We start from the raw sequence: 11,447 nt of genomic DNA, 5'->3' as shown, positions 1-11,447 counted from the left end.
AGGCGGCATCTTCAGCGCCGTTCGGCACCGCCCTCCTGGCCATTGTCCCGCCCCTGGCCGGGCAGGGCGGGGAGGTCGCATTGCCCGGCGACGTCGGCGGCCAGCATGTAGCCGCCGCCGCGGATGCTCTGGATCATGTCGTTCACCCCGTCGATGTCGTTCATCCGGTTGCGCAGGCGCCGGACCTGGTTGTCGATAACCCGATCGTTCGCGGTCCAGTCCGGCCCTTTCAGCAGATCCATGATCATGTCGCGGCTGAGCACGCGGTTGGGATTCTGCAGGAACATGCGCAGGAGGTCGAACTCCGTCGCCGTCAGCACGCAGGAGCGGTTCTCGGGCGACAGCAGGCGCCGGCGGCGGCAATCGAGGGTCCAGTCGTCGAAGGTGACGATGCCCGGGCCCGCCACCGGGGCGGGCCGGGGCATGGGCGCGGACGGGGCGGCCGCCTGGGCCGCCGCCTGGGCGACCGACTGCTGATAGGCCTTCGCCCCCGCCTGTGCCCGCCGCAGGACGACGCCGACGCGGGCCAGCAACTCTCGCACGTTGAAGGGCTTGGTGATGTAGTCATCGGCCCCGAGCTCTAGCCCGCGCGCCCGGTCGAGCGGATCGGCGACACCGCTGATCATGATGATCGGCACCTGCGATCGGGTGCGAACCTCCTGCGTCAGGTCAAGGCCGTCCTCGGCCCCGAGACGCAGGTCGATCGTGATCAAATCAACGTGATCGCCGTCCATCGCCGCGATCAGCTCCGCCCGCCCGCCGGCCTCCGTCACCCTGTATCCACCGGCCAGCAGGCACTCCTTCAGGGTGTCGCGGATCGCGGGATTGTCGTCGACAATAACGACATGGGGAATTGCATCTGCTGGCGGGTCGTCGGACATCTTTTTGAAAAGACCGAAGAAAGAATGAATGTCCCCAGTCTAGCAGCAGACGGCCCGCAGCGCGAGTCCCATGACGGGGCCCCGGCGGCGGCCTTCCGGAACCGATTCAAATCGATTCAATTCGATTCCCTCGCGACATCGTCGTTCGCACGGCACATGCGAGAGTTCACAATAGGGGGAGGTATCTTGCCTCCGGGGTTTGGGTGTAACTGTGCCGGCGTATTTCAGCCGGTTCTCCCGGCATGGCCTCGGTGGCTCTTTATGTGAGGTCATTGCTGCCATGGGGGCTATACCCGTTTCTTTGAATTCGCTTCGTCTTCCGGCCGCGCCGGTCACTCCGATCGTGCCGTTCTTGCCGGAAATCCCGGGCGCGCCCGCCAAGCGCCGTGCGCCGGCCGGCAAGGCGCCGGTTCCGGCCACGCGGGCTGCAGACATCTGCCGGGGCTGCCCGGCGGAAAAACGCGGTTTCTGCAGCGCGTTGCCCACGGCGGTGCGCGAGCGCCTTGCCAGTGCGTCGATGCCGGCGATCCAGCGTCCGAACCACTGGTTCTGGGAGGCCGGGGGCGACGACCGTTTCGTGGCGGTCGTGCGCAGCGGCTATTTGCGATTGTTGCAATATTCGCCCGAGGGGCGGCGCATGATCACCGGCATCGCCGGTCCCGGCGCGATCGTCGGAGAGGTCATGAAGGGCCGGGGGCGCTATGGTCTGGAAAGTTCGACCGAGGTCAGCCTGTGCACCTTCGACCGGGCCGAGTTCGATCGGATCCGCCGTGAGGAGCCGTCGTTCCGCCGCGCCGTCTATGCCGAGCGCAGCCGGGCGCTGGAGGCGCTCTACCTGCATATCTGGGCCCGTGGCCTGCAAAAGCCCGAGGAGCGGCTGGCCGATTTCCTGCTGCGCGCGCGGGAGATCCTGCCCTATCAGCCCTTGCCCCACGGCGGTGGCGTGCTGACCCTGATCGTGCCGCGGGCCGATATCGCCGACCTGATCGGTACCAGCCGCGAGACAATCAGCCGGCTGACCCATCTGTGGCAGGCCGACGGCATGATCCGGATGCCTGATCCGCAGCACCTGGTGATCATCGACGTCAAGCAACTGGCGCAGGTGGCCGGGCTGGTGGCGCCGCCGCCGGTGGCGGCAGGCGGCGGGGGCAACGCGTTGGATGCGGGGACGGGGGTCGCCGGGACGGGGGCGATTGCGAAGGGCGCCGGCACTGGCGCTGGGGCTGCCGCCGTGCGCCGGATGCTGAACACCGGTCACCGGGTCTATCTCTGAAGAGGCGGGCGGGCGCGCACGGTCAGGCAAGCGCCCGCTGCAACGACCGGGCCAGCTGGGCGCTGCTGTAGGGCTTGGCAAGGATCGGGGTCTTGGCCTCCGGCACGGTCTCCGGCTCCATCGCGGAGGTCAGCAGAACGCGGACACCGGGCCGATGCGCCGCGATCCAGCGGGCAAGGCCGTGGCCGTTCATGCGCCCGGGCATCGCGACATCGCTCAGCACCAGGCTCACCTCGGTGCCTGCGGACAGCAGCGTCATCGCCTCCGCCGCGCTGCGTGCCGCCAGGGGGCGGTAGCCCAGCACCGTCAGCCGTTCGCAGAGCACCTCGCGCAGGTGGGTATCGTCCTCGACCACCAGGATCGTCTCGCCCGCGCCATGGCGTGGCGCGGCAGTGGCCGCGGGGTCGGCCCGATCCGGCACGGCAAGGTCGCGCGGCAGGTAGAGGCTGACCGCGCTGCCCGTGCCCAGCGTGCTGGAGAGATGCAGGAAACCACCCGCCGCATGCAGGAAGCCCTGAACGCTGTAGAGGCCAAGCCCGGTTCCGGTGCTGTCGTGCTTGGTGGAAAAGAACGCCTCCGTCGCACGTTCCATCGTCTCGCGGCACATGCCAGTGCCGTTGTCCTTCACGCTTATCCTGACGAAGTCGCCAGACCGGGCACCGGCCATCGTCGCGGCCTCGGCGGCACCGAGGGCGATGTTGGCGGTGCTCACGTCGATGCGCCCACCCTCGGCCATCGCGTCGCGGGCGTTCAGCACGAGGTTCATCACCGCGCTGTCGAGATCGCCGGCATCCACGCGGACCGGCCAGAGATCCTCTGCGAGCCTGGTGTGAAGCTCGATCCGTTCGCTGATGGCGCGGTCGAGCAGGCGGCAAAGGTCGCTGACTCGGGCGTTGAGATCCACCCGCTGCGGTGCCGGCTGGCGCCCCCCGACGAGCGACAGCAGCCGGCGGTTGAAGCTTGTGCCCAGCTCTACCGCCCGTGTCGCGCGTTCGAGAAGGCTTCGTGTCTGCGGATCCTTGAGCCGCATGTCGGCAAGTTCGAGGTTCGCAGCGATCACCGTGAGGAGGTTGTTGAAATCATGCGCGATGCTGCCGGCCAGGCGGCCGATCGCCTCCATCTTCCGCGCCCGTCCCAGTTCCTCCAGCGCGGCGCGCCGGGCGGTGGCGTCACTGGCCGCGCCGAACCATTCCACGACCTTGCCGTCCTTGCCGGTGATCGGCACCGCGCGCGACAGCACCCAGCCGCGCCCCCCGTCGGGCAGCAGGATCGGATGCTCAAGCTCGAACACCTTGCCGGTCGCGACTGCGCGGGCGATCGTGGCCTTCACCGTCGCCCGGTCTTCGGCCGGGATGTAGAGATCCATCCAGCCGGTCACCGGATTGGGGGCGTCTTTCAGGAAGCCCTTGCCCTTGAGCATCCGCAGTTCGGACCAGTCCGGGCTCATCCGGTAGACCGAGAAGGAGGTCGCGTCGACGAGGGTCTGGAGATTGTCGCACAGCGCCCCGCCACCCCTGTCCGTTCTGCCGTGCCTCTCGTCGGCGGGGTGCCGCTCCGGCCGCGGGCGGGCAGGTTCCCGGGGTTTCGGGGGGGCGGCAAGCGGGTCGGTCGCGGGGGCGGGGCCGCCGTCTAGCAGGGTGATCAGCGCCCTCTCGACCCGCGCGTCGCCGAGGATCGGCTGGATGAAGAGTGTGACCTGCCGCAGCCTGCCCTCGACGGAAAAGCTATGGGGGGCGGTCACCGTCGCCTCGCCGCCGAGGAAGGCCCGGTTCAGACCCTGCGCCAGCCCGGCGATCAGATCGGGGTGGATCCGTTCGAATGCCACGCCCGAGGCGTCTTCCCCCGCTGGCTGAAGATAGGGCTGCGCGCCGTCGGACACCTCGACCAGCCGATGCCCGCGGTCGATCACCAGGCTGGGACCGGGCGTCGGAATGTCGGCAGTGCCGGGGCGGGATGGCGGGGGGAGGTCCGGCGGGGCGGTGGCAGGCGTGCTGCCCCGCGTTTCCGACATGCCGCGCACTCCGGCACCCGTTACCGAGTTGCTGTCGCTCATGGACCAGACCCCAGCTGAACGAACATTCGCCGCCCGGCGCGGCGAACCACCACCTTCATGTTCAGTTCATACATTTCGCCATTACTTGTCGAGTCCGACCACCTGAATCCAAGCGTCGACCGGGGGTTGAAAAACCTTATGGTGGAATCTGGCTGTGGCGTATCACCTCAGGGGTGCAAAATGCACGGTCAGGCCGCGTCGCGGGCGCCTGGGTGAGTCTGTTCGAGCATCCGCCAGGTGGATTTGCACATCTCCTCCAGCGAGCGGCGGGCGCGGAAGCCCAGCACCGTCTCGGCCATCGCAGGGTCGGCGACCGAGCGGGCAACGTCGCCGGGCCTGCGCGGCGCAAGGACGTGCGGGATCTCCTGGCCCGAGGCCTTCGCGAAGGCGTGCAGCACCTCGAGGACCGTGTGCCCCCGACCGGTGCCGAGGTTCACGCAATGGCTGTGGCCGTCCTCGATCAGCCGCCGCAGCGACAGCACGTGGCCCGCCGCGAGGTCCTCGATGTGGATGAAGTCGCGCTCGGCGCTGCCGTCGGGCGTGTCGTAATCGTCGCCGAACACCGTCAGCCGGGGGAGCTGCCCCAGTGCCACCCGGGCGATCGCGGGGAAGAGGTTCGTGGTCTTTTCCGACGGCGTCTCGCCGATCAGGCCGGAGCTGTGCGCGCCGGCGGGGTTGAAGTAGCGCAGCGCGCCGATGCTCCAGCGCGGTTCCGCCGCGGCGACCATCTCCAGCATCTGTTCGCTGGCCAGCTTGGTGAAACCGTAGGGGTTGGTGTAGTCGCGCCCCGCGGTCTCGGGGATCGGCACGGTCTCGGGCGTGCCGTAGACCGTGGCGCTGGACGAGAACACCAGCCGGTTGACCCCGGCGTCGTCCATCGCCTGCATCAGTGTGATCAGCCCGCCGAGGTTGTTGTCGAAATAGGCCCGGGGGCTGCTGACCGACTCGGGCACCGATTTCAGCGCGGCGAGGTGGATCACGCCGGCGAAGCCACCGCGCGAGAGCACCGCCCGCAGGGCCGTGCCATTGCGCACGTCCGCGCGCACCACGTCGACCCGGCGCTGGGTGATCTGTTTCAGCGCGTCGAGCACGGCGACGTCGGCATTGCTGAAGTTGTCGTAGATGACGGGGTCGAAGCCGGCCGCGACAAGGTCGAGGTAGATATGCGATCCGATGTAGCCTGCGCCACCGGTGAGAAGGATCCGGTCAGCCATTCTAATGCCCTCCTTGCTGAAGCGTTGCTTGCCAGCGCGCCTTTTCGCGGCGCTGGCGGCGTGGATTGTCGAGTGGCTCGGTGATCGACCAGCGGTAGCCCTTGCCGTCGATCAGGGTCTCGTCCCCGAAGGCGCAGATCGTGTGCAGCCCGTGGCCCCATGGCCCCGGCACGGGGGCGAGGTGACGCACCGGCGTTTCCGCGAACTCCTCGGGGGTCAGGCGGTCGATCCGGTGGATCATCACCGCGCCGCCATAGGTGTGGCGGCAATCCTGCCCGGGGCGGTACAGGTGCCCGTCGGCGCCGCGGAACACCGGCCCCGCCGGCCGGGCCGACCCGCGGTCGGTCTTGACCGGGCTGGCGGGATGGGCGCGCCACGGGCCCAGCGGATGGTCGGCGGTGTAAAGCTGCAACCGCGATTGCGGCTGGTCGCCCCGATGGGTGCAGAACAGGTACCAAAGCCCTTCATGCGCGATCACGGTCGGGTCGATCACCGGCGTGCCCGGCATCAGGCGGCGGCGATCGCCCCAGGGGCCGTCCGGGCTGTCGGCGGTGAAGCAGACGAGGCCGTTCGACTCCGAGCATTCGGCGAACAGCAGCCAGCGGCCGTCGCATTCCAGAAGCGAGGGATAGGACAGGTGGTGAGGCAGGGTGACCGAGGGCCGGAACCGCCCGGCATTCAGCGCGGCGTGCAGCGGCGCGGGGGTGCCGCCCCCCCACGCGCCCTTGCCATCCCCTTCGCCGCCATCCTGCGCGGCCTCGTCGGCATCGAGGCAGGCCATGACGATGTCGCCCTTGCCGTTGTGCGCCCCCTCGCCGGAATAGCACAGCCGCTCGGCATAGACGCAGCGGCGCCCGTCGGGCAGGACGAGGCCGAAGGGATCGGCGAGGAAGGTGTTTGCCGCGGGCGAGAGCCACCGCGGTTCGGCGCGCAGGCCGTGGGCGATGATGCTGTCCATGGATTGCGGAACGATCCCGATGGTCCAGAATTCGCGCCGGAAGCGGTGGATGCCGGGTAATCTCGGACCGGGAAGGCGAAGTACCGCGCGGTTCATCTCGATCCCTCTCTTTCTGTCAGGTCTGCGTGGAGTGAAGGGGCGGGCGGGGCCGTGCCCTGGCGGGCAGGTCGACGCCCCGGTCGCTGTCGAGGCCGCGCAGCATGCGCGCCGCGATCGAGGACCAGGAGCGTTCGGTCAGCATCACCTCGCGGCCGTTTGCGGCCATCCCGGCGGCGCCGGCCGGATCGTCGAGCAGGGCGCCGATCGCCCGGCCAAGGGCCTCTGCATCGCCCGGCGGGACCAGCCGCCCGGTCACGCGATCGTCCACCGCATCGGCAAGGCCGCCGACGGCGGTGGCGACCACCGGGCGGCCAAGGCTCATCGCGAGGGCCAGGGCGCCGCTTGAGGTCGCGCTGCGGTAGGGAAAGGCCACCACGTCGGCGCGGCGGATCAGGGTGCCCAGCTCCGAGAGCCCCAGATAGCGGAAGTCGACCGTGACCTGTGCCGACAGGCCGAGCCGTTCGACCCGGGCGAGGAGACCCTCGCGGTCGAACTCTCGGCTGGGATAGCCCGCGATCAGCAGCCTGACGGAGGGCCGGCCGGCGATCCGGGCGAAGCCCTCGACCAGATCCTCCGCGCCCTTGCTGGGACGCAGGCCGCCGAACATCAGCACCAGCTTCTCGCCGGGCCGGACGTGGTAGCGGCTGGCCAGCCGGGCGCGATCGGCGTTGGTCTCTCCGAACAGGAGTTCGGGGCCGTGCGGCAGAACGCGAACCTTGGCGGCCTCTTCCGGGAACAGGCGGCAGAAGTCGCGCCCGGCGGCTTCCGAGAACAGGAAGATGGTCGAGAACGCGGAGTAGGGGCTCGGGAACACCAGATCGAGCACACGGCCGAGCGGGCCGCCCCCGGCCTCGCGGTTGGAAAATTCGTGGCAGATCTGCGCCAGCCGCGGGCCGCCCCCGGCACCTGGGCGGGACCCGCCGCGCGCGATCAGCCGCAGGAATACCGACAGGAAGCGGAACCGGATCGAGCTGAACAGCACGACGTCGGGGCCGAGGGCGCGGATCGTGCGCGTGATCCGGGCCCATTCGCGCGCCAGCACGAGGGCCCGGCCGGCGCGGCGCAGGGGCCAGAGCCGGCGGCGCAGCCAGGCGCCGAGCTGCGTTGCCGCCGGGGCCTCGACCCCCGGCCAGAGGCGCAGGACCGGCAGCACGCGGAACCGATGCGGCAGGTCGGCCAGCTCGTAATCCGTGGCGGTGATCAGCGTCACGTCGGCCCCTTGCCCGGCCAGCGCGTCGGCCAGCTGATAGGCGAAGTGGATCAGGCCGCCGCGGCTGTCCGTCTCGACCAGGACGATCTTCATCGTTGCCACCTGTTTGCCTCGATCAGCCCGTCGTAGAGGGTGCAGAGCTTGGCGATCTGGCGGTCCATCGAGAAATCGGTCTCGACCCGCTGGCGCCCGGCGGCGCCATAGCCTTGCGCCAGCGCCGGGTCGGCCAGCAGAGGGATGATCGCGCGGGCCAGTGCAGAAGGATTGTCGGGCCGCACCAGCCTGCCGGTGATGCCATCCTCGACCATGTCGGGGATGCCGCCCACGTGGCTTGCGACCACCGGCAGGCGCGCTGCCATCGCCTCCATGACCACGGTCGGCTGGGCGTCGAACAGGGTGGGCAGCGCGAACAGGTCGGCCGCGCGCATGATGTCGGCCACGTCACGGCGCTGGCCCGCGAAATGCACGCGGTCGGCGATCCCCTCGGACCAGGCGAGCTCCTCCCACTTCGCACGCATCACGCCGTCGCCGACCACCAGAAGATGCGCCGCGGGCACCGCTTCGCGGATCGCGGGAAAGGCGCGCAGCAGGCGGTCGACGCCCTTCTCGGGGCGCAGCACGCAGACCGATACGATCAGCGGCGCGGTGGGCGCGATGCCGAAGCTGCGGCGCAGCTCGGCGCGGCTGGTCCTAGGCGGCGCGTCGTAATCCTCGATCTCGACGCCGTTGGGCAGCACGAGAATGCGCGCCCGGCCGAGACCGCTGTTGCGCGCGCTTTCGGCGTTGGCGTTGGTCAGGCAGATCGTGCGGTCGGTCCAGCGCGCCATGGTGCGGTACATCAGCCAGCGCCGCATGTCGCGACGCGACGACAGCCCCGGCAGGTCGAGGGTGTGCAGCGTCGCCACCACCGGACGGTTGAGCATCCGGCCCGACAGCGACCCGAGGAGCGTGGCGAATTCCAGATGTGCGTGGATCAGGTCGGGTGCGGTGGCGCGCATGTTCTGCAGGAAGCTGCGAACCTGCCGCAGGTTGCGCAGCTTCGAGACCTCGAGCCGCGTCACCGGGATGCCGCCGTCGGTCAGCGCGCCGTGCATGTGGTTGCCGAACTTCTCCTGCAGGGCCACCACGTCGACCTCGAACCCCTGGCTTGCGATCCGCGGCAGATAGGCGGCCAGCAGGCGTTCCGCGCCCCCGGGTCCGAGGCCGTCGATGACGTGCCGGATGCGACCGCGGCTTGCACCGTGCAACGCGCTTGCCGGGACAAGCGCGGGTTGCGCCAGCGGCAGAGGTTGCGGGATCTGGTTCATGGGGTTCCCTCTGGGTTGGCGGGGGCCGCGGTCGGCGGCACGCGCTTGAGAAGCTGGCGAAGCTCGGCCACGCTCTTGCGGTCGGTCAGCATGATCAGCACGGCATAGACGGCGATCCCCAGCGCGACGCTCAGGCCCAGGCGCGGCACCGGCGGCAGCGCGCCAAGCACACCCTGTGCGGACAGCACCGCCGCCCCCATGACCGCGGCCGACCCGAGGATCGGCGCGACGGCGCGCAGGATGTCGGCGATCGGCGTGTCGGCGCGGCGCTGCATGTAGATGAGGCGCACCGCGCAGCCCGCCACCTCGCAGGCCAGCATGGCGAGGGCGATCATCGCCAGGTCGCGCGTGACCAGGATCACCAGCACCAGCACCGGCAGCGAGATCAGCATCTCGATCACCGTCACCGCTGTCAGCAGCTCGGGCCGCCCGGTGGCCTTGAACACGTCGCCCGAGCTCCACCCCAGCGTCAGGGGGATGCCGCCGAGCGCGAGGATCGCCAGAACCGTGGCTGCGCCGGGCCAACCGGTCCCGAACAGCACCTCGACCGCCTGCGTGCTGATCACCGCGATGCCGACCGAGACCGGAACCATCAGCAGCATCGAGGCCCGCAGTGCACGCAGGTAGGCGGGGCGCAGGTCGCCGGTTTCGCGGGCGATGCGCGAGAAGGTGGGGAACACCACCGTGGTGATCGCCACATTGACGCCGTAGATCGCGATCTCGGGGATGCGGGCCGCCAAGAAATAAGTGCCGAGGGCGGCGGGCATCATCAGGGCCGCGATCAGGTACTGGTCCGCCTTGGTGCGGGCCAGCGCCATGATGTTGATGCTGACGATGTGCTTGCCGTAGCGCGCCAGCCCGCCCAGAACCCGGCGCGAGGGCCGGATCAGCTGCGGCATCCAGTCGGTCTGCAGCCACAGGAAGGCGGTGCGCACGGAGACGGAGGCCAGCATCGCGGCGACGATGCTCCACACTTCCCAGCCCGCGGCGATCAGCGCGATCGCGACCCCCGCCTTGACCACGACGGCCAGGACGTCGGCCAGGGCGCGGCGCCCGAACCGGCCATGGCGCAGCAGCATCGCCTCCTGCGGCGAGGCAAGGGCGCTGAGCGGAAACAGCAGCGCGAGCCAGATGAGCAGCGCGGCCAGCAGCGGGTTCAGCCCCATCGAAGGACCGAAGAGACCCAGCCCCGCCATCGCGCAGGCCTGCACCAGCGACACGGACTGGATCACCAGAAAGGCGGTGCTGAAATAGTCGCGGTCGAGGCCAGGTTCGTAGATCAGCGCCTCGCGCAGGCCGAAGTCACGGATCGTGTCGATCAGTTCGATCGTCAGCAGGGCGGCGGCGACCACGCCCATCCCGGCGGGGCCCACGGCGCGTGCGATGATGACGGTGATGGCGAGGTTGACGAAACGGATCGCGTAATTTGCGGCCAAGGTCGAGGCGACGCCGCCCACCACCCCCATCGGCCCACGCGACTTCCCGCCCCCGCGCGGGGCGGGCCGGCCGGAGCCGGCCGGGGCGAAGGCCACCGTCATTTTCCGGTCGCCCGCAAGACGGCACCAACGGTGCGCAACAGGATACCCAGATCGGTTGCCAGGCTGACATCGCGATCATAGGCGACGTCGAGACAGACCCTCTGGGCATAGGTCGTGTCGTTGCGCCCGGAGACCTGCCAGGCGCCCGACACGCCCGGCCGCTGGCGCAGGTAGGCATCGGCGTCGCCGCCGTAGCGCGACAGTTCTTCCGGCACCACAGGGCGCGGGCCGACAAGGCTCATGTCGCCGCGCAGGACGTTCCAGAGCTGGGGCAGTTCGTCGAAGCTCGACTTGCGCAGCAGGTGGCCGAGGCGGGTGATCCGCGGATCGCAGGTCAGCTTCTGGTCGCGCGCCCATTGCGTCGCGGCCTCCGGGTCGGACGCGAGCAGACGGGCCAGCCGCGGCTCGGCGTCGCGCACCATCGAGCGCAGCTTGTAGCATCGATAGGGGCGCCCACCACGCCCGACGCGGATCTGCGCGAAGACCGGCCTGCCGCCGTCGAGTGAGATCACCAGCGCGGCGACGGCCAGGAAGGGAAGAAAGAAAGCGAGCAGTGCCGACGCCAGTACAAGATCGAAGAGCCGCTTGCCGCCTGCACGATAAAGCGTCGTGCGCGGGCGGTGAATGATGACGCTCAGGTCCGGAATAATTCCGGGATCGTCCGGGATGACCGGAGGAAGATGAGCCGCGGTGCTGATTGAAATGGATTTTGAAATAGAGGGAGAATTGTAATTGGAGTCACGTCTATATTGCTGGCTGAAATACATTTCAGTCACCCCCTGGCGGCAGCACCCTACGATCGCGAGACTGGCAGCACGCTCGCTTGGCTAACGTTTCGTAAAAGAATCGCGGAATTTCATTGATGGCGATCAACGGCCCAAGGATTTTGCGCAGGTGCAGCACGCCTGCTGCGC

Annotated in this window: 9 protein-coding genes; 1 reads left to right on the top strand and 8 read right to left on the bottom strand. The window is 69.3% G+C overall.

Going from position 1 to position 11,447, the window contains the following annotated elements:
- Positions 1 to 11: 11 nt before the first annotated feature.
- Positions 12 to 881 (bottom strand): response regulator transcription factor, encoded by an 870-nt coding sequence (locus CVV76_RS19660; protein WP_102226401.1) that lies wholly within the window; start codon positions 879 to 881, stop codon positions 12 to 14.
- A 517-nt stretch (positions 882 to 1,398) separates the two neighbouring features.
- Here CVV76_RS19660 and CVV76_RS19655 point away from each other — a divergent pair.
- Positions 1,399 to 2,154 carry a Crp/Fnr family transcriptional regulator gene (locus CVV76_RS19655; protein WP_158243201.1) on the top strand — a complete coding sequence of 252 codons (756 nt, stop codon included), beginning with the start codon at positions 1,399 to 1,401 and terminating at the stop codon, positions 2,152 to 2,154.
- Between the two features lie 22 nt (positions 2,155 to 2,176).
- Here CVV76_RS19655 and CVV76_RS19650 read toward each other — a convergent pair whose 3' ends face one another.
- The 7 genes from CVV76_RS19650 to CVV76_RS19620 form a co-directional block, all read right to left on the bottom strand.
- Entirely contained in the window at positions 2,177 to 4,207 is a 2,031-nt protein-coding gene (locus tag CVV76_RS19650) for an ATP-binding protein (protein ID WP_102226399.1), read from the bottom strand.
- A 188-nt stretch (positions 4,208 to 4,395) separates the two neighbouring features.
- Positions 4,396 to 5,421 (bottom strand): UDP-glucose 4-epimerase GalE, encoded by a 1,026-nt coding sequence (gene galE, locus CVV76_RS19645; protein ID WP_102226398.1) that lies wholly within the window; start codon positions 5,419 to 5,421, stop codon positions 4,396 to 4,398.
- A gap of 1 nt (position 5,422) precedes the next feature.
- Positions 5,423 to 6,475 carry a glucosamine inositolphosphorylceramide transferase family protein gene (locus CVV76_RS19640; protein WP_102226397.1) on the bottom strand — a complete coding sequence of 351 codons (1,053 nt, stop codon included), beginning with the start codon at positions 6,473 to 6,475 and terminating at the stop codon, positions 5,423 to 5,425.
- A 19-nt stretch (positions 6,476 to 6,494) separates the two neighbouring features.
- A complete protein-coding gene (locus CVV76_RS19635) occupies positions 6,495 to 7,781 on the bottom strand; it encodes a glycosyltransferase family 4 protein (RefSeq protein ID WP_102226396.1) in 1,287 nt (428 codons plus the stop codon).
- The gene (locus CVV76_RS19630) at positions 7,778 to 8,995 is read right to left on the bottom strand and encodes a glycosyltransferase (RefSeq protein WP_102226395.1); all 1,218 of its coding nucleotides are present in this window, start codon (positions 8,993 to 8,995) and stop codon (positions 7,778 to 7,780) included. The genes CVV76_RS19635 and CVV76_RS19630 overlap by 4 nt, the downstream gene beginning before the upstream one ends.
- A complete protein-coding gene (locus CVV76_RS19625; RefSeq protein ID WP_102226394.1) occupies positions 8,992 to 10,533 on the bottom strand; it encodes an oligosaccharide flippase family protein in 1,542 nt (513 codons plus the stop codon). The genes CVV76_RS19630 and CVV76_RS19625 overlap by 4 nt, the downstream gene beginning before the upstream one ends.
- A complete protein-coding gene (locus CVV76_RS19620; protein ID WP_102226393.1) occupies positions 10,530 to 11,300 on the bottom strand; it encodes a sugar transferase in 771 nt (256 codons plus the stop codon). The genes CVV76_RS19625 and CVV76_RS19620 overlap by 4 nt, the downstream gene beginning before the upstream one ends.
- Between the last annotated feature and the right edge of the window lie 147 nt (positions 11,301 to 11,447).

Source organism: Acidimangrovimonas sediminis (genome assembly GCF_002871005.1).
Lineage (GTDB): Bacteria > Pseudomonadota > Alphaproteobacteria > Rhodobacterales > Rhodobacteraceae > Acidimangrovimonas > Acidimangrovimonas sediminis.
Note: the sequence above shows the minus strand (reverse complement) of the source record. Positions and strands in the feature narration are given on the sequence as shown.

What these genes read in the sequence shown, in the direction of transcription:
- CVV76_RS19660 (WP_102226401.1), bottom strand. Translation starts at nt 881, where the DNA reads ATGTCCGACGACCCGCCAGCAGATGCAATTCCCCATGTCGTTATTGTC.
- CVV76_RS19655 (WP_158243201.1), top strand. Translation starts at nt 1,399, where the DNA reads ATGCCGGCGATCCAGCGTCCGAACCACTGGTTCTGGGAGGCCGGGGGC.
- CVV76_RS19650 (WP_102226399.1), bottom strand. Translation starts at nt 4,207, where the DNA reads ATGAGCGACAGCAACTCGGTAACGGGTGCCGGAGTGCGCGGCATGTCG.
- galE (WP_102226398.1), bottom strand. Translation starts at nt 5,421, where the DNA reads ATGGCTGACCGGATCCTTCTCACCGGTGGCGCAGGCTACATCGGATCG.
- CVV76_RS19640 (WP_102226397.1), bottom strand. Translation starts at nt 6,475, where the DNA reads ATGAACCGCGCGGTACTTCGCCTTCCCGGTCCGAGATTACCCGGCATC.
- CVV76_RS19635 (WP_102226396.1), bottom strand. Translation starts at nt 7,781, where the DNA reads ATGAAGATCGTCCTGGTCGAGACGGACAGCCGCGGCGGCCTGATCCAC.
- CVV76_RS19630 (WP_102226395.1), bottom strand. Translation starts at nt 8,995, where the DNA reads ATGAACCAGATCCCGCAACCTCTGCCGCTGGCGCAACCCGCGCTTGTC.
- CVV76_RS19625 (WP_102226394.1), bottom strand. Translation starts at nt 10,533, where the DNA reads ATGACGGTGGCCTTCGCCCCGGCCGGCTCCGGCCGGCCCGCCCCGCGC.
- CVV76_RS19620 (WP_102226393.1), bottom strand. Translation starts at nt 11,300, where the DNA reads ATGTATTTCAGCCAGCAATATAGACGTGACTCCAATTACAATTCTCCC.